A 15,677-nucleotide genomic window follows, 5' to 3' on the forward strand; every position below is an offset into this window, starting at 1 on the left:
TAATTCACAAAATTGCTATCACTTACAAAGCCATCAACAATAGAACTATTAACAATAGAGCCATTAACAATAAAACTATTAACACAGCTTTAATGGGCATAATTAAAGAAGCTAACGCATTAACTAATCAAAACAGATCGCCTCCTAAAAAAGCAACTAAATCAGCCACTAGACACATTGTTAGCCGAGACTATATTAGTTCACTACCACAAACTTTATTTTTATAGCTCTGCCTTGTTTATTTACAAAAAACTGAATAGGATTCAGCGCTATTCAATATCCAACGATTAAAAGCAAGTATGGTATTTGCTTCCATTCTGACGGGTTCTGCGCAGTACCTTTTCAGCGAGCGAGTGCATCTTTTATGACGCCTATCTCCCTGCTATTCCTGGCCTTTTCCATGTCGGCGGATGCCTTTGCGGCCTCCATCAGCAAAGGGGCCGAGCTGAAAAAACCGCGCTTTCGTCATGCTATCGGGATCGGCTTGGTGTTTGGGGTGATCGAAGCCATTACCCCGGTACTCGGCTGGGTAGCGGGGAAAGCATCGCAGCAGTATGTGCAGGCCTGGGATCACTGGGTGGCCTTTACGCTGCTCTCGATTATTGGCCTGCACATGATGTATGCCGGGCTCAAAAAAGACGAAACAATTGAACAGCGCAAACAAACCATATGGTTATTAATGCTGACCGCCACCGCGACCAGCATTGATGCCATGGCCGTGGGCGCCAGCCTTGCCTTTATCAATGCCAATATTATTGCCACCAGCTTGGCGATTGGTCTTGCGACTACCCTCATGGCGTCCTTAGGCACCTTTCTGGGCCACAAACTCGGCAAGTGTGTCGGCCACTGGGCGGAGCTGATTGGCGGTATTGTATTGATCGGGATTGGCTTAGCCGTTTTGGCAGAACATACCGCGTTTTTGTGAATAACACCCTCCCCACCAAACGCTCTACTCCCCCAACTCGTTAACGCAACTACCTGTAATGTTCACACATTAGAGAGTAGGGTAGCCAACCGGATCAATCCTCCCAGCGCTTTGTTGCAGTCGCTATGTGCGTCAATCAGGTTTCCCTACCACGGCGTCTCCAACGCTGGATCTTGCACATCACAAGACTAAGACGCGTATCACTCTAGCGTCATCTCTTTACCCACTGGTGTGCCACTCCACACCAGCCAGACAACAGGAAAGCACATGCAAAACTTTATATTGGCACTATATGTGCTGATCTGGCCGTTGGTCTCACTCGTTATCTTCGCAATCATCGAAATCGCCACCGTCAAAGGCATTCGGGTTGCATGACGGGATAAACGCGAGCTGATGTGAGATAGCTATTTATAATTGAGTAGTAACAGTGGCAAGAGAAATGGGTGCGGCAAAGCCGAGGAAGGACACCGAGGCCATAGAGGCCAAGAATTGCACCAAGCTTTGGCGGTTAGGCAGTTTAAGGCACTATATTATAGTCTGTTGTAAGCGACACACGTTTGAACAGCGCTCGAAAACCGAGCCGGACTCTCCGCCATCATTAGATGCCCTGTATCCGCAATGTTGATGCGCATCGTGCATGTGCGAGTCAACCAATCGGGTACGTCCCATCCATCAGGCGATCGAGAGCCAGCAATTAAACTAACGGTAAGACCGGAATCGATAAGGCGAGAAAGGGTTTGGAGATACGAACTTGGCTTCGTCGCTTCGACTACCGCTTTAGCTTGCGCTTTTATGGTCGTCGCGGGCTGATTGGAAAGCCAGGAGGTAGCTAAACGCGATGTCCATTCGGTAATAGGCACGCCCGCGCTCGCGAACCAATCAGATGGTGAGTGCCTATAACCAGCCACTATTTCTTCAACTTTCTCTATCGGCATAGCGGTCAATTCGGCAGACCAGAAAGCGTCTTTAATAGTGAGGTTTCCTTCCACGCTGATTAAAGATGACACTAGCTCTGGAAAACGATCGGCCAGCAAAACTGCAATTGCGCCTCCTACCGAGTGTCCTACGATATGAGCCTGTTCAATTCTGGAATCTAAAATATACTTAGCAACATGTTCCGCTTGAGCGAGTAAATCGATGCCCGCTGTTTCTTGCTGGGAATGTGCGCCGTAGCCAATCAAGTCAGGTGCATGAACCTCTACTTGATCGAACTCTGCCAATATTTTCGGATCGTTCAAAGATCCAAACAAACCGTGGATAAGAACGACCGGTTGTTTTCTATGCGTCATTTTACCTTCCTCGCTCAGTAAGCTTCATCGTTTAACCGTCCGTTAAAGTTCTGCCTACGGTCGTCAAACTTCTCATGCAACTAGCCAGTAGTGTCGAGCCGCTGCAGAGCATGCGCAACCACTGAGGCTACATCCTGCGGTCGAACGTCACCAGCTATGGCCGAGTTCACCACCCTGCACTACCTATGAAGCGATTTTCATAAACCTAGAAAAGGACTCGCATGCGCTCACTCTCCAGCAGTCAACAGATCAAAGGCCTCATCGGTTGGCTGGTGCTGGCCTACTTCGCCGCCGCTATCGGCGCTATCGACTCTGTCAATGCGGCCTCCTTCTATGAAGTTCTTCAGCAGCCCGCCTGGACGCCGCCAGCTTGGTTGTTCGGGCCGATGCGGATGACGCTTTACGGCCTGATGGGCATCGCCGCCTGGCTTGCCTGGCGCGAGCCAGGTGCCCGACTGGCACTGGTAATGTTTGTGGAGTAACTAGCACTCAACGCCCTATGGAGCTGGCTCTACTTCGTGCGGCAGTTGGGGCGGCCTCCTTTATTGGCGTGTGAGTACCGTGGGCACTGATCGCTATCACTATAGTTATGTTCTGGCGCCTTAGACCGCTGGCCGACGTACTGCTTTTACCTTACCTAGCCTGGTTTAGGCTGGTCTGTGCGCTCACCTGGACCATCTGGCAGCTCAATCAGCAGGTGTTGGGCTGAAGTCGTCAGTGGACAAGCGCAAGCATGCTACAGAATTACCGCCAGGATCAGCACGCACATCGCCAGCATGCACGCTACGCCAATGGCATACGCCACTGTTCGCCAAGGCTGAAGCGCTGCCAAGTAGCAGGCAGTATGCATATAACGGGCGCCCGTGAAGGTCATAAAGAGCCATCCTGCCAGGCCAGGCGCTGCCTCTACCCAGACGTAAGCCACGCCCAGCGCCAGAAAGATAGGAATATTTTCAACATCATTTGACCAGGCCCGAGCCCCTCGTTGCACCTGTGGCAACTCCTCTTTCGCGGCTTCCCGACCCACAAAGGCGGCGTCTTCCGGGGTCTTGAAGGTCATCTTGCCAATGCGATGAAAGCCCTGATACACCGCAATGGCGAGCATTTTGAAAAACAGCAGCACAGCCGCCAGCGCGTACCAATAGGTTATATCTTCCATGGTAACTCCTTAAAGGTGCGAAAAATGTCGTTTCCATCGCGGAGGAAGACACTCGCGCCATGCCTTTCGCCCTCATCTGTCGTTGCGCTGACATCCTCGTTGAAGTCGCTTTCGTAAGAGGAGTACCAGGGAATCGTCCAGCCCATGCGCGTCTTGTATTGATTGATTTTCTCTAGCGGAGCGCGTGATACCATCATTAGCTGAGCAACCAGGGCTTCCCTCTGCTTCTGTGTTGGCGAATTGTTAACGGCCATCAGAATATCGACATCGCTATTACGCTTTAAGCTGCCGACAACAGCAGAACCGAAAAGATAAATACCCACAATCGACTCACCAAGCACGTCTTCAACGATGGGCTGCGCTTGTCTTGCTTCGTCTGGAATAAGTATGTTGGTTGGCATTTGAACTTAACGTCCTAAATACAGGGGGCAAGCGACCTCGTGACGCCCCATGAAACGCGGGGCAGTTGTAGCCATTTGCAGGGCACTATTCAGTATGATCGTAACCTCCTTCAGCAAATTCTAGAAGACAGAACCCATTACCGAACGGATCGCTCATTGTCACAAGCTTTCCCCCAGGCGAATGGTTTGATTTCTCCTTCTAGAGCAGCACCCGCTGAAACCGCCTGACTGACTGCCAGATCGATATTTTCAACCAGAACATCCAAGTGGACTGGCGTCCAATGTCGCGGGTAGTGGCGTTGGATATAGGTGCCAGGGACAGCAGTATTCGTATCAGGCTGCTCAATTAAATAAATGGGTGCAGGCCCTCCGCCCATCTCTGCAACCGTGTCGCCAAATAGTCGCCGAATCAGCTGCAAACCAAGCCCCTTCTCGTAGAAGGAAATTGCCTTGTTAATATCTTGCACATCGATGTTGACGATAAACTGCATAGCATGTCCTCTAATGTCTGCTCAACGCCAACAACAGAAGCGGCATCACTCCATTCTCAAGCAACCACCCTGCCAATCGAATAACATCACTTCAGTCTTTTGTGGTGGAATGATTTGAACATGAGGGAATATTAGCGTGTTGGTCACCACGTAAAAGTAACGTTTAACGCCGCGCTCACCGGCACGATTTCGTAAGTGCCCAGTAGCCTCAGGTTGCTTAGTGCTGCGCTTGATTATGAGTTGATGCTGTCGCTACCTTAGTTCGCAAGGTTGAGCTGCCAAGATACGCCATACCTATCATTCAACCACCCAAATTCTGGCTAAAACCGTAGTTATACAAAGGCATTAGCTCTGAGCCACCTTACATTTAGCTACGCTGATACGTTTTCGATGATTGCGGTACTGGGCATCCGGCGTCCTGGTAGCCATTCTGTCCCCTTTTTACCCAGGCCATATTTAGCAGGCAAGCGATGAAGAGACCGAAGAGGAGGCGAGCCTGCGAGCCACTGGAAGATCCTGCAAACGACCCGGACAGCGCAGAGCCAGTGCACTAGGCTTTTCGCCGAGCGCGGATATAGGCGTGGCTGAGGACCTACAGGTGAATACGCATGCCTAAGCAGCCCCTAGCAGGTATTTATACGTCTTTAAGAAATACATTTTGCTCTTTGGCGACGATGTAGCCTGCCGAGGTATAGAAAAGGTGAGTGTCGCTTCTTACCACATTAGTACGTATACGGATGGTGCTGACCCACTCACCCAGCCACGCTTGAGCATGCTGGAGCAATACGCGGCTCACGCCCTGCCCACGGTGGTCTGCCGATACCAATAAGCTCGCAATCTCGCCGATTTTACCTCCCGCTAAGCGAAGGTCAACGATAGCGTTGACCAAGCCGAACTTGGTCAAATGGCGTGATCACCATCCTTGTCCCATTACCCAAAAAGCGCGAACGGGTTCAAACGCTCGCGCTTGGCCTATCAGTTATTGGTGGGTCAAGCCGTTGAGCAACTCCTCATGAAAACGTTCAGGTTCCTGGATGTGCGGTGAGTGGCCAAGCTCGGGGAATTCGACGAGCGTTGCCTGTGGAATGGCATCGCGGGCCTGTTCGCCAAGCACGTCGTAATGACCGAGGGTTTCCTGTACCTCTTCGGAGGCGCGGCCCTTGCCGATCGCGGTATTGTCCTGCTCGCCAATGAGTAACAGTGTGGGTACTTGTAGCTCACCAAACTCGTAAACCACCGGCTGAGTGAAGACCATATCCGAGGTCAGCGCCTGGTTCCAGGCCACTAACTCGCCGTCTTCACCGGCGAACATGCCTGCCAACATATCCACCCAACGGTCGTATTCAGGCTCCCAGTTACCCACGTAGTAGGTGCTTTGCTGATAGTCTCGGATACCCTCAGCCGTTTTATTAAGCTCTGACTGGTACCCTTCATCAATGCTTTGATAAGGCACGCCGAGCGCTTTCCAGTCTTCCAAACCAATCGGGTTGACCAGTACCAGTTGCTCGGTCTGCTCTGGGTACATCAGCGCAAAGCGTGTGGCCAACATGCCGCCCATGGAGTGTCCCATGACGGTCGCCTCCTCGACCCCCAGCTCGTCGAGCAGCGCCTGGGAGTTGGCCGCCAGCTGATGAAAGCTGAACTGGTAGTGCTCGGGCTTGGTGGATTTACAGAAGCCGATCTGGTCCGGCGCGATGATGCGATAGCCTGTGTCCACCAGCGCCTCGATGGTGGCCTCCCACGTACCCGCGCAGAAATTCTTGCCATGCATCAGCACCACAGTTCTTCCGTTGGCGCTGCCCTCTTCAGGCTGAACATCCAGATAGGCCATCTGCATATCCTGGCCCTGGGCTCTGAACTCGAACCGCTCAACCGAATAGGCGTATTCGAAACCGGACAGTTCACCGTCATATTTAGGTGCATCATTGGCAGCGGCGCTGCCGATAGACCCCACCGCGGCGGCTGCGCCCATGCAGCTTGCTAGAAATGTGCGTTTAAATAGTGGACGTACCATTGTCTCGCTCCTCTCTTCCATGGCCTAAGTGACATGGAAGAGTATGGCAGGATTTGTCAGACATTTCGCTTTAAGCGACCAATGCAGTATCAAACTGCATCAGAAGCTCCGGCTCACCCGCATGCGCATCCAACTGCTCACGCGCGGCAATAAAACCGTGCTGGCGGTAGAAACGAATGCCGGGCCACATTTCTAGCGTACACCGTGAGCTGCAAATGCTTTCTTCGCGCTTTCGCATCCTCCTGCAGCGCTGTGCCAACCCCTTGGCCTTGTAAGACAGGCCGTACGAAAATCGCCGCCAGCGTATATTCATGCAAGCTATAGAACCCCACGACCTGCCCTGACATTTCCATCACCTGAGTTTCGGAAGCGGGTAGATAGAGATCACGCATATCGTCCAGCCTTGACTCCCAAAAGCCGGCGCCATGAAATTAACAGCACATCGAGCAATAGCAGTTCGCGGCTTTTTCGCTGAAACCGCTGACAGAGAACTGCCACACCCTGCACAAGCAGGCGCCTGGATAGATCGTGTTCATTCTTGTTCTCTCCTGCCGTTGGCGCCGTGGGAGCGAGATTTCGCCCATGGCCGAGTTTGCCACGCTGCATTACCATTGAAACAGGTTTCACAACTTTAGCAGGAACTAACGTGCGTGCACTCTCCCGCAAGACACAGACCATGGGCCTGATCGGCTGGCTGATGCTGGCTTATATTGCCGCCGCCATCGGTGCTATCGCCTCCATCGAGGCGGCCTCGTTCTACCAAAGCCTTCAGCAGCCCAGTTGGGCGCCGCCGGCCTGGCTGTTCGGGCCGATGTGGACGACGCTTTACGGCCTGATGGGGATCGCCGCCTGGCTTGCTTGGCGCGAACGGGGTGCCCGACCTGCACTGGTGATGTTTGTGGTGCAACTTTCGCTCAATGCCCTATGGAGCTGGCTCTTCTTCGTGTGGCAGCTAGGGGCCATTGCCTTTATCGGCACGGTAGTGCTGTGGATGTTGATTCTGATCACTCTGGTGATGTTCTGGCGCCTCAAACCGCTGGCCGGCGTGCTGCTTTTGCCTTACCTCGCCTGGGTGAGCCTGGCCTGCGCGTTGACCTGGAGCGTTTGGCAGCTTAACCCACAAATATTGGGCTAATTAACCAAGCGTGTTCCACTGGCGGGGAGAGAGCGGTAGTGAACCCGCCAAGAAAGAAACGTTACCTGAGGTTGGCTCTTTGTTGGCTCAGCGAATCCCTGCTAGCTTTTACTAGCATCTCATCTGCGTTTAACGAACCGGAGCTAATATGGATTTTTTCAGCCTCTGGCACCAGGCAGCGCTTACCAGTGCTGGTTTTTTCTGGATGGCCCTTTGGGCATTCGTGCTGGGTTATATCATCAGCAGCCTGATACAAGTGCTAGTAACGAAGGAACGTATGCAAAAAGCCATGGGTAAAACGGGCCCGCGAAGTATGGCGCTGGGCACGTTCTTTGGTTTTATCTCCAGTTCTTGCAGTTTTGCCGCCTTGGCTACCACGCGTAGCCTGTTTCAAAAAGGGGCTGGATTAGCGCCCTCCATTGCGTTTCTTCTCGCCTCCACCAATCTGGTAATTGAGCTGGGTATCGTCATCTCGATTTTCCTGGCTTGGCAATTCGTGGTGGCTGAATATATCGGCGGTATCATACTGATCCTTTTTGCCTGGCTTTTCATTCGTGTCACCAAACCCAAAAAGCTTATTCAACAGGCCAGGGATCGGCTTCATAAAAATGAAGAAGAACATCAGCATGGCGGTGAACAGAAGAGCTGGCAGTCAAAACTGACCAGTCGTGAGGGTTGGCAGCAGATCGGCATGACCTATGTCATGGAATGGCAGATGGTTTGGAAGGATGTATTAATTGGCTTTACGGTTGCTGGCGTGATTGCCGCCTTCGTGCCTGAAAGTTTCTTCCATGGGCTTTTTCCTGGCGCAGGCCAGACAGAAGGTGAACTGGGCTTTCTCTCTCTGCTGGCTCAGACCTTAATCGGCCCTTTTGCAGCCTTTTTTACCTTTATTGGTTCCATGGGCAATATTCCCTTAGCTGCTGTGCTTTTTGGTAACGGCGTCAGCTTTGCGGGTGTCATGGCGTTTATTTTTTCGGATTTGGTGGTACTGCCGGTTCTGAGGATTAATGCGCAATATTACGGCTGGAAGATGTCGCTGTATATTCTAGCGTTACTACTTAGTGGGCTGGTATTTGCTTCCCTGATGATGCATTACGGCTTCGCAGCATTCGGCATGCTGCCGGATGCAAGCACTGTGCAAACGGCCACGGAACGCGACCATTTCAAGGTGGACTACGGCTTTATACTCAACCTAGTATTCCTCGCGATATCCGCGGTTCTGGTATTTTTCTGGTATCGGGCCAAGCATGCCAATTCGGGTCATGAGCATGATCATGGCGGCGGCGCAGGGGCTGGTACTTGGGTACTGCGCGGTTTTGTCGTTATTGCCGCGGTATGGTTAGCCGGCGGCCTTCTTGTGGCGCCGCTAATGGCATGACCTACTCGCTTTGACTGATCTACGTGCTGGTATTGGTCGGCAGGCTGCTTTGCGTTGCCTCGATGGCGATTGATTCGGTATGGCGGTTGCAGAAGGCAACGTTGGTGTTGCCTGCGCTTAACGAACATGAGTTAACAGCACCACAACCGGGAAGATAATATGCAGACGATTGAGCTAGGTGGCGACAGCGTACCCCGTATCGGCCAGGGCACTTGGCACATGGGCGAGAATGCCGGGCAGCGGCAGGCTGAGGTCAGGGCGCTGCGTGAAGGCCTGGATCTGGGCATGACGCTGATCGATACCGCCGAGATGTATGCCGAGGGCGGTTCTGAAGAAGTCGTTGGCCAAGCGATCCGCGGTCGGCGCGATGAGGTGTATCTGGTCAGCAAGGTCTACCCGCACAACGCCAGCACCCAGGGTGTACAAGCGGCCTGCGAGCGAAGCCTGCGCCGACTGGGCACCGACACTATCGATCTATACCTGCTGCATTGGCGCGGCCAGTACCTACTGAGCGAAACAGTGGAAGCGTTTGAGCGGCTGCGCGAGCAGGGCAAGATCCTGCGCTGGGGCGTCTCGAACTTCGACATTGATGACCTAGCGGAGCTCGACGCGCCCGCTTGCGCCACTAACCAGGTGCTCTACAACCCTGAAGCGCGCGGCATTGAGTACGACCTGCTGCCCTGGCAAGCACAACACAACATGCCGCTTATGGCCTACTGCCCCATCGGGCAAGGCGGCGCGCTATTGCAAGACGCCACCCTGCAACGCATCGCCGACAAACACAGTGCCGCCCCCGCGCAAGTCGCCCTCGCCTGGGCACTGCGCCACCCCAGCGTGATCGCTATTCCTAAAGCCGTGAATCTGGAACATCTCAAACAGAACGTTGATGCTGATAACGTCCGGCTCGACGACGAAGATCTAGCACAAATCGACGCCGCCTTTCCTCCGCCAAAGCGCAAGCACTCTTTGCAGATGGTGTGAGGCCGAGCCATTAACGGCCCAGGATTAACGGACTAGGACAGGAGCGCTGTCATGTCACTGCCCGCCCCAAAGCCTAATGCCTGGATCAGTTTCCTCGCCCACCTGCTGTTCATCCTGGCGGCGTGGACGCTGTTCATAAAATACCTGTTTCCCGTGGGTTACGCATTAGCCTACGGCGAGCCCTGGGCGCAGTATATTTACTGGGATCTATGGCCACTGGCGCACGTCTGGCTAGGCTGGGCGCTGCTCAAACAGCCCCGCTACACGCGTGCATTGGCGGTGGGCATGTCCGTCATTGAAATCCTCATCATCGGCACTTTGTTCGTGCGTTTTCTCGCCGACCCTGATTGGTCGATCTGGCGCACCAACTGGTTTGTGAACAAGGTGTTTGTGCTGACATGCTTTGTGCTGGTGTTGGCGACCACGGTGCCGATTCAAAAAAATCGGAAGGAGCGACCGCTATGAACCGTCTCATCAAGCATCGCATCACGCGCCGACAAAGCCTTACGCTCATCGGCGCCACGATTGCCGCCATGACGCTCCCCACCGCATCGCTTTTTGCCAACACAAACGGGATGCGTCAGAAGGCTTTTGCAGGCACCGACAAAACGCTGCCCGTTATCGGCATGGGCACTTGGCGCACCTTCAATGTTGGCAGCGACCCACAGTTGTTGGATGCCCGCACCGAGGTGGTTAAAGCATTTTTCGAGCATGGCGGTGGCCTGATCGACTCTTCGCCCATGTATGGCTCGGCGTCAGATGTGATGGGCTATGCCCTGCAGCAGTTGAACACTCCAGAAAGCCTATTTGCCGCAGAGAAAGTCTGGAGCCCTGCCGGTGGCTCGGCTCGCGAGCAGGTGGCCGAGCTTAAAGACCGCTGGCAGGTGGAGCAGTTCGACCTGGTGCAGGTGCACAACCTGACCGACTGGCGCGAGCACCTGGCAGCGCTGCAGGAAATGAAAGCCGAAGGCATCATCCGCCATGTCGGCATCACGACCTCACACGGGCGCCGCCACGGCGAGATCGAGCAGATCATGACGTCAAAGGAGATCGACTTCGTTCAGCTCACCTACAACATCACCCACCGCGAGGCTGAAAACCGGCTACTGCCCCTGGCAGAAGAACGTGGCATCGGCGTGATCGCCAATCGGCCATACGATGGTGGCAGCCTGATCAAGCACCTCAAGCGGCGTGACGCGCCATTGCCCGAGTGGGCGAACGAGGAATGCGGCTGCACAACCTGGGCGGACTTCCTGCTGAAGTTTATCGTCAGCCACCCGGCAATCACCTGCGCAATACCCGCCACCACTCAGGTCGAGCACATGCGCGAGAATATGCGCGCTGGCTACTCCCCCATGCCCTCGGCCGATGCCCGGCAGCGGATGGCCGCGTATATCGAGTCGCTATGAACGAGTGGACAAGCTACCAGCTACAGGACTTTATTCCCTTCACCGCGGATGTTTACTTTCGCCTGCTGGAACGCATGGGCGAAACCTTCTGGCCGCTGCATTTACTGACCCTCCCACTCGGCGTCGCCACCCTTGTGCTGGCGTTGAAACACCGCACGCGACTCGCCTGCCTGCTACCCGCCCCTCTCTGGGCCTTCGTCGCCGTCGCGTTTTTCATTCAGCGCTATGCAGAACTCAACTGGGCCGGGGGCTATGTTGGTTACGCGTTCATCGCCCAAGCCGTGCTGCTGGTAGTGATTACGCTAACGGGATGGGGAATGGATAACGCGCCACGCGCAACACACCCACCGGTTGCCATAGGCATCGCCATCACCCTCTTCGGTCTGATACTCATGCCGCTGATAATGCAGATGTTAGCGCCGCTAAGCGGCGGCTCCTGGTATCAGGCAGAAGTGTTCGGCATTCATGCTGACCCCACGGCGGTAACCACGCTGGGCCTGGTGCTGATCATGCTGCGGGGTTTCGCCCTTTGGCTCGCCGCCATCATTCCAGCGCTCTGGCTGGTCATTTCAGGCCTGACCCTGCAGGTGCTGGATTCGGGGGGCGCCGCCGTGCTGTTTGTCGTACTGGTGATTGCGTTGGTTGGGCTTGTTTGGAAAAGCATCGAACCCAAGCGATAACGTCTCAGCAACGGTGACGTTGATGCGGAGGCAAATAGACAATCTGCCTTGCTTAGCTAACGGTTTTTTCGATATGTAAGCGGCGCTTGCTTAATCATCTAACGCCTAAAAGTTTGCGAGGATTGCGCGAGACAAAACGATAGCGCCGGGGCTCCCCCAGCGCTGATATCGCACATGGCAAAACAAATTGGCAGTTAGAAGCGGAAACCGGCTGACGCGGTAAAGGAGTCGATCTGATAGTCGCTGTCGAAGTCGTAGCGCTCATATTCGGCACGAATCAGGAAGGGATCAAAGTTGAACTGCGCGCCGACACCGTAGACCGGATCGGTACCATCTTGGTCTTCTAGATCAACGCTAGCACCGCCAAGGTTACCATCAACGTCGGTTTCCCACTTGGCCACACCGGCCTTGGCGAAGGCGGTAAACCAGGAGGTAATGGGTAATTGACCGACCAGACTCGCCCCGTAGGCGCTGGATTCTAAATCGGTATTGGCGTCACTGTTACCCCTCAGGCGCGTACGACCAAGATCGGCATAGAAGATTTCGGTAGCGAAGTAAGGATTGAATTCGTAGCCGACGAAACCTTTGAAGCCGTTGTCTTCTTCATCATCCAGATCAAAGTCTTCGGCGCCATCGGAGATGAAATCGCCGACTTCGTCGTCATCGTTCTCAAGCGAACTGAAACCGGTACCGATGCCTAGATAGAGGCCATCAGCATTGGGCGCGGCGAATGCCGACGGTGCCGTGGCGAGCAGAGCGGTAGAGGTAAACGAGGCGGTAAGTAGTGTTCTGAGTTTCACGTGTGTTCTCCTTGTGACGACTTGCTGTGAACGATTCTATGAATCGTCATGGTATTGAAAGGCGATCCTGCCGTGTTTCACGCAATGTGATAGTCGTTTGATTCACACGTATAACCATAGGCAAAACACTGTTCGACAACAAGGAGGATTCGGTTACGACAGTTAAGTTTATATATTGTAAAAAAAGCGCCTCTACCGGGATGGTAGAGGCGCTTCGGTCATTGATTCAGCGCTGATAACGGTTCATTAATATGGGGAGCATTGCAATGTTACCGAACTGGAGCAAAGTGGTGGTCAGAATAGGAACTTCATGAATAAAGTTCCTCTTTTCCGAGAACGCCGGGGAAGACACTTTGTACTGGCAGAAAACCGACAAGAAGATTCTTAACCGCATCAACAAGCTCATCAAATAGACCACGCGAGAGCCGTTTGAAGGGGCCAGCAAGCAAGAGCCTCTCAAACACAGCCTTGCCAATTATTAATCTCGGCGAATCAACCAGGAACACTGACTGAAATATAAAGTCACGGATGACGCTTCGCTAATTGCCCAGCTCCAGTATCACTACTGATTTAACGCCCGCCATAAGCGGCCGAGTGAAACGAGGTCCGGCGCACGTAGTGCGCGAACTTAATGGCTTTGTTATGCATTTTTGCACGCCACGAATTCCCCTTTACCAACGGGCACAGTAGCGATAGTAAATTCACCCGTGCTGTTGACGAAGTCAATGAATTCTTCCAATTCTCCGGCATGCGAAACCGCGTTATCACAAACCAAAAGCCCCCCAGGCCGAACGAGAGACACGATTTGGTCTGCTAGTTGAATGTAGCTTGAGCGATCAGAGTCGAGGAATACCAAGTCAAACTGATAATTGGCCTGCTCAAGGTAGTCGGCGGCACCTGCTTGCACTACTGTAATCTTGTGGCTGAGACTTGCCCGTTTGAAGTTATCTTTGGCTTGAATAACCTTGGACGAAGAGATTTCTACAGTCGTAATATGCCCATCCGTTGGTAGCGCAGCCGCTATCCACAAAGTGGAGTAGCCATTTGATGTTCCAATCTCAAGAACCTGTGTCGCCGCGTTAGCTTTTATGAGTACCGCCAAAAATTCACCGGTATCCCTTGTGATATTGAGATACTTGCGATCCTTCTGCTCTTCCGAAGCATCGTTCTCTTTACCTAGCTTCTCTAGTTCTTCTAAAACTCCCTTGAGTACCACGTCGGCCCTCCCAATGCATAACGCAGAGCGCACCGGCGACCTTGATGCAGCGAAGCGGAGACAAGTGCGTCCGAGTGACGCGTTTTGTTAACTGGGTTACTCGATATTGGCACGGCGTTTCCGCTCCTGCTCAGTCATTTGTTCTAGGCGCTCCTCAAGGGAGTTCAGTCCGAGTAGCGCACGGCGTTCATTAACCGTGGTTGAATCCTCAATAGGAAACGGTGTTGGCCAACCGTTTTCATCAACATCAAATTGGGTGCCGTAGTGTTGAGGCTTGCCAGATAAGGTGCGTACCCTATCCTGAAGGAATGCCAACTGCCAGCCAGCCACATCTTCTCTCGCAACGGCATCTTCCAGCAGACCGACACATTCCGCCATGAACTCATGATCTGAAACAGAGTGCTGGGCAACCAACCATGCAGCTTTGGCAGCCTCTTCCCCCACTAACGAAATGCCGGGCCAACCGTGACCGCCGATAATTTCTTTCAGGCGGGAAGCATTGTGCTCATGCAGGGATTGCATCCGAGGATGATAAGACTCAGATGGTAATTCTCCCGAATCGAAGAGTTGCTGCAATAACCGCTGGTCTTTCGTCACCATCGTGACCAACTCATCCGCAAGATTTTGATTCATGGGCTCCTTCCCAGTTAACAGTGATTTACGCCCCGCTGTATGACCTCAATGAACGTCAGGGCGCATTGATTGAGGTTATGCAGCGACCAAGTTCGACTCTACCCCAGTGATTCCTATATGAGCAAAGCCAATTTCGAACAAACAACCAAATTTCAAATTTCGAAGCTTGCGCGACTCCCCACCTCCAATCACCCCCTTGCATCTCTCCCACCCGCCTCCTACACTCCACCAACGAACAGCTTGACGGGGTGCCGGTGATATCCGGCTGAGATGGCGCAGGGTAAGCTTTTGGCTGCCGAGCGCTGGTCCCGCTGAACCTGATCCGGCTAATGCGCTGCTATATGAATTGCGGCGCGGGTACCGGCGTAGGGATCAAGCGATGGCCTTGGCTAGCTCTCTTACGATCGCACGCCACCTTCCGCGCCATTTCCTCGATCTTTTTCGCCTTACCTCCGGATCATTATTACCGGAGGCATCATGGGCTACCGCTTTACCGATCTCACCACCGCCTGCCAGCAAGATTGGCGCGCCTATATTGAGCACGATTTTGTGCGCCAACTGGGCAACGCCACGCTGCCTGAAGCATCGTTTCGCCACTACTTAAAGCAGGATTACCTGTTCTTGATCCACTTCGCCCGCGCCTATGCGCTGGCGGCCTACAAAAGCCCCACCCTCGCCGATTTACGCCAGGCCCATGAAGGCTTAAAAGCCATCGTGGATGTGGAACTGGGCCTGCACGTGGGCTTCTGCCAGGAGTGGGGAATCAGCGAGCAGGAACTGGCTGAGCTTCCCGAGGCCAGGGCCACCTTGGCTTACACCCGCTATGTATTGGATACCGGTAACCGCGGCGACCTGCTCGATTTGCACGTGGCGCTGGCCCCCTGCCTAGTCGGCTATGGCGAAATCGCCAACTGGCTGAACGACCAGCCTTCTACCCTGCGCGGCGAGCAAAACCCGTTTGATGCTTGGATTGCCATGTACGAAGGTGATGAGTTTCAGGCCGCCATGCAGGCGGAGCTTACGTGGCTTGATGCCCGCCTTGCCGATGTCACCCCTGCCCGCTTTGCGGAGCTTGCCAACATCTTCCGCGATGCCACTCGCCTGGAAATCGACTTTTGGCAAATGGGCCTAGACCTTACCGATGCTGAGCTTTCTCGCTAACC

Annotated in this window: 21 protein-coding genes, 1 pseudogene and 1 riboswitch; of the genes and pseudogenes, 11 read left to right on the top strand and 11 right to left on the bottom strand. The window is 53.7% G+C overall.

Translation table 11 applies throughout. From position 1 onward, the window contains the following. Positions 1-364 precede the first annotated feature (364 nt). The gene (locus ACUN8H_RS02470) at positions 365-925 is read left to right on the top strand and encodes a manganese efflux pump MntP (protein WP_445530584.1); all 561 of its coding nucleotides are present in this window, start codon (positions 365-367) and stop codon (positions 923-925) included. 530 nt (positions 926-1,455) lie between these two features. On the opposite strand, the gene ACUN8H_RS02475 is transcribed toward ACUN8H_RS02470, so the two are convergent. Beyond that, the gene (locus ACUN8H_RS02475) at positions 1,456-2,214 is read right to left on the bottom strand and encodes an alpha/beta fold hydrolase (protein WP_445530585.1); all 759 of its coding nucleotides are present in this window, start codon (positions 2,212-2,214) and stop codon (positions 1,456-1,458) included. Positions 2,215-2,435: 221 nt separating this feature from the next. On the opposite strand from ACUN8H_RS02475, the gene ACUN8H_RS02480 reads away from it, so the two are divergent. Together ACUN8H_RS02480 and ACUN8H_RS02485 are read left to right on the top strand one after the other, a co-directional pair. Continuing rightward, a complete protein-coding gene (locus ACUN8H_RS02480; RefSeq protein WP_445530586.1) occupies positions 2,436-2,696 on the top strand; it encodes a TspO/MBR family protein in 261 nt (86 codons plus the stop codon). A 107-nt stretch (positions 2,697-2,803) separates the two neighbouring features. After that, positions 2,804-2,923 (top strand): hypothetical protein, encoded by a 120-nt coding sequence (locus tag ACUN8H_RS02485; RefSeq protein ID WP_445530587.1) that lies wholly within the window; start codon positions 2,804-2,806, stop codon positions 2,921-2,923. 27 nt (positions 2,924-2,950) lie between these two features. Here the strand turns inward: ACUN8H_RS02485 and ACUN8H_RS02490 are convergent, their stop codons facing one another. The 7 genes from ACUN8H_RS02490 to ACUN8H_RS02520 form a co-directional block, all read right to left on the bottom strand. Beyond that, the gene (locus ACUN8H_RS02490; RefSeq protein WP_445530588.1) at positions 2,951-3,373 is read right to left on the bottom strand and encodes an MAPEG family protein; all 423 of its coding nucleotides are present in this window, start codon (positions 3,371-3,373) and stop codon (positions 2,951-2,953) included. After that, positions 3,361-3,774, bottom strand: a complete 414-nt coding sequence (locus ACUN8H_RS02495; protein ID WP_445530589.1) for a DUF899 family protein — start codon at positions 3,772-3,774, stop codon at positions 3,361-3,363. The genes ACUN8H_RS02490 and ACUN8H_RS02495 overlap by 13 nt, the downstream gene beginning before the upstream one ends. Positions 3,775-3,911: 137 nt before the next feature. Further along, positions 3,912-4,265 carry a VOC family protein gene (locus ACUN8H_RS02500; RefSeq protein ID WP_445530590.1) on the bottom strand — a complete coding sequence of 118 codons (354 nt, stop codon included), beginning with the start codon at positions 4,263-4,265 and terminating at the stop codon, positions 3,912-3,914. Between the two features lie 257 nt (positions 4,266-4,522). Beyond that, the gene (locus ACUN8H_RS02505; protein WP_445531073.1) at positions 4,523-4,570 is read right to left on the bottom strand and encodes a hypothetical protein; all 48 of its coding nucleotides are present in this window, start codon (positions 4,568-4,570) and stop codon (positions 4,523-4,525) included. 329 nt (positions 4,571-4,899) lie between these two features. Continuing rightward, positions 4,900-5,169 (bottom strand): GNAT family N-acetyltransferase, encoded by a 270-nt coding sequence (locus ACUN8H_RS02510; RefSeq protein WP_445530591.1) that lies wholly within the window; start codon positions 5,167-5,169, stop codon positions 4,900-4,902. A 75-nt stretch (positions 5,170-5,244) separates the two neighbouring features. Then, a complete protein-coding gene (locus tag ACUN8H_RS02515; RefSeq protein WP_445530592.1) occupies positions 5,245-6,279 on the bottom strand; it encodes an alpha/beta fold hydrolase in 1,035 nt (344 codons plus the stop codon). Positions 6,280-6,416: 137 nt separating this feature from the next. After that, the gene (locus ACUN8H_RS02520) at positions 6,417-6,671 is read right to left on the bottom strand and encodes a GNAT family N-acetyltransferase (protein WP_445530593.1); all 255 of its coding nucleotides are present in this window, start codon (positions 6,669-6,671) and stop codon (positions 6,417-6,419) included. A 254-nt stretch (positions 6,672-6,925) separates the two neighbouring features. On the opposite strand from ACUN8H_RS02520, the gene ACUN8H_RS02525 reads away from it, so the two are divergent. The 6 genes from ACUN8H_RS02525 to ACUN8H_RS02550 all read left to right on the top strand — a co-directional run bounded on the left by ACUN8H_RS02525 (position 6,926) and on the right by ACUN8H_RS02550 (position 11,865). Further along, complete coding sequence (locus ACUN8H_RS02525) at positions 6,926-7,414, top strand: TspO/MBR family protein (RefSeq protein ID WP_445530594.1); 489 nt, start codon at positions 6,926-6,928, stop codon at positions 7,412-7,414. A gap of 148 nt (positions 7,415-7,562) precedes the next feature. Continuing rightward, positions 7,563-8,795, top strand: coding sequence for a permease (locus ACUN8H_RS02530; protein ID WP_445530595.1), 1,233 nt, complete (start codon positions 7,563-7,565; stop codon positions 8,793-8,795). 159 nt (positions 8,796-8,954) lie between these two features. Further along, entirely contained in the window at positions 8,955-9,776 is an 822-nt protein-coding gene (locus ACUN8H_RS02535) for an aldo/keto reductase (protein ID WP_445530596.1), read from the top strand. Positions 9,777-9,827: 51 nt separating this feature from the next. Then, a complete protein-coding gene (locus ACUN8H_RS02540) occupies positions 9,828-10,241 on the top strand; it encodes a hypothetical protein (RefSeq protein WP_445530597.1) in 414 nt (137 codons plus the stop codon). Beyond that, positions 10,238-11,185, top strand: coding sequence for an aldo/keto reductase (locus ACUN8H_RS02545; RefSeq protein ID WP_445530598.1), 948 nt, complete (start codon positions 10,238-10,240; stop codon positions 11,183-11,185). Before ACUN8H_RS02540 ends, ACUN8H_RS02545 begins: the two co-directional genes overlap by 4 nt. After that, entirely contained in the window at positions 11,182-11,865 is a 684-nt protein-coding gene (locus ACUN8H_RS02550) for an MFS transporter permease (RefSeq protein WP_445530599.1), read from the top strand. Before ACUN8H_RS02545 ends, ACUN8H_RS02550 begins: the two co-directional genes overlap by 4 nt. A gap of 194 nt (positions 11,866-12,059) precedes the next feature. On the opposite strand, the gene ACUN8H_RS02555 is transcribed toward ACUN8H_RS02550, so the two are convergent. Beyond that, on the bottom strand, positions 12,060-12,665 hold the full coding sequence (locus ACUN8H_RS02555; RefSeq protein WP_445530600.1) for a porin family protein: 606 nt from the start codon (positions 12,663-12,665) through the stop codon (positions 12,060-12,062). 314 nt (positions 12,666-12,979) lie between these two features. Here ACUN8H_RS02555 and ACUN8H_RS02560 point away from each other — a divergent pair. Then, positions 12,980-13,174: pseudogene (locus tag ACUN8H_RS02560) on the top strand (Txe/YoeB family addiction module toxin). 131 nt (positions 13,175-13,305) lie between these two features. Here the strand turns inward: ACUN8H_RS02560 and ACUN8H_RS02565 are convergent. Both ACUN8H_RS02565 and ACUN8H_RS02570 read right to left on the bottom strand, forming a co-directional pair. Beyond that, positions 13,306-13,881 carry an O-methyltransferase gene (locus ACUN8H_RS02565; RefSeq protein ID WP_445530601.1) on the bottom strand — a complete coding sequence of 192 codons (576 nt, stop codon included), beginning with the start codon at positions 13,879-13,881 and terminating at the stop codon, positions 13,306-13,308. A gap of 96 nt (positions 13,882-13,977) precedes the next feature. Further along, positions 13,978-14,514, bottom strand: a complete 537-nt coding sequence (locus ACUN8H_RS02570) for a DUF6624 domain-containing protein (protein WP_445530602.1) — start codon at positions 14,512-14,514, stop codon at positions 13,978-13,980. Positions 14,515-14,748: 234 nt separating this feature from the next. Continuing rightward, a riboswitch (TPP riboswitch) is annotated at positions 14,749-14,903 on the top strand. An 88-nt stretch (positions 14,904-14,991) separates the two neighbouring features. Here ACUN8H_RS02570 and tenA point away from each other — a divergent pair. Next, complete coding sequence (tenA, locus tag ACUN8H_RS02575; protein ID WP_445530603.1) at positions 14,992-15,675, top strand: thiaminase II; 684 nt, start codon at positions 14,992-14,994, stop codon at positions 15,673-15,675. The last annotated feature ends 2 nt before the right edge of the window (positions 15,676-15,677 follow it).

The sequence above is a fragment of the Vreelandella sp. V005 genome (assembly GCF_052645115.1).

Coding starts and splice junctions, on each gene's coding strand:
- ACUN8H_RS02545 (WP_445530598.1), top strand. CDS start 10,238: ATGAACCGTCTCATCAAGCATCGCATCACGCGCCGACAAAGCCTTACG.
- ACUN8H_RS02490 (WP_445530588.1), bottom strand. CDS start 3,373: ATGGAAGATATAACCTATTGGTACGCGCTGGCGGCTGTGCTGCTGTTT.
- ACUN8H_RS02480 (WP_445530586.1), top strand. CDS start 2,436: ATGCGCTCACTCTCCAGCAGTCAACAGATCAAAGGCCTCATCGGTTGG.
- ACUN8H_RS02570 (WP_445530602.1), bottom strand. CDS start 14,514: ATGAATCAAAATCTTGCGGATGAGTTGGTCACGATGGTGACGAAAGAC.
- ACUN8H_RS02535 (WP_445530596.1), top strand. CDS start 8,955: ATGCAGACGATTGAGCTAGGTGGCGACAGCGTACCCCGTATCGGCCAG.
- ACUN8H_RS02540 (WP_445530597.1), top strand. CDS start 9,828: ATGTCACTGCCCGCCCCAAAGCCTAATGCCTGGATCAGTTTCCTCGCC.
- ACUN8H_RS02520 (WP_445530593.1), bottom strand. CDS start 6,671: ATGCGTGATCTCTATCTACCCGCTTCCGAAACTCAGGTGATGGAAATG.
- ACUN8H_RS02500 (WP_445530590.1), bottom strand. CDS start 4,265: ATGCAGTTTATCGTCAACATCGATGTGCAAGATATTAACAAGGCAATT.
- ACUN8H_RS02475 (WP_445530585.1), bottom strand. CDS start 2,214: ATGACGCATAGAAAACAACCGGTCGTTCTTATCCACGGTTTGTTTGGA.
- ACUN8H_RS02485 (WP_445530587.1), top strand. CDS start 2,804: ATGTTCTGGCGCCTTAGACCGCTGGCCGACGTACTGCTTTTACCTTAC.
- ACUN8H_RS02495 (WP_445530589.1), bottom strand. CDS start 3,774: ATGCCAACCAACATACTTATTCCAGACGAAGCAAGACAAGCGCAGCCC.
- ACUN8H_RS02550 (WP_445530599.1), top strand. CDS start 11,182: ATGAACGAGTGGACAAGCTACCAGCTACAGGACTTTATTCCCTTCACC.
- tenA (WP_445530603.1), top strand. CDS start 14,992: ATGGGCTACCGCTTTACCGATCTCACCACCGCCTGCCAGCAAGATTGG.
- ACUN8H_RS02530 (WP_445530595.1), top strand. CDS start 7,563: ATGGATTTTTTCAGCCTCTGGCACCAGGCAGCGCTTACCAGTGCTGGT.
- ACUN8H_RS02470 (WP_445530584.1), top strand. CDS start 365: ATGACGCCTATCTCCCTGCTATTCCTGGCCTTTTCCATGTCGGCGGAT.
- ACUN8H_RS02515 (WP_445530592.1), bottom strand. CDS start 6,279: ATGGTACGTCCACTATTTAAACGCACATTTCTAGCAAGCTGCATGGGC.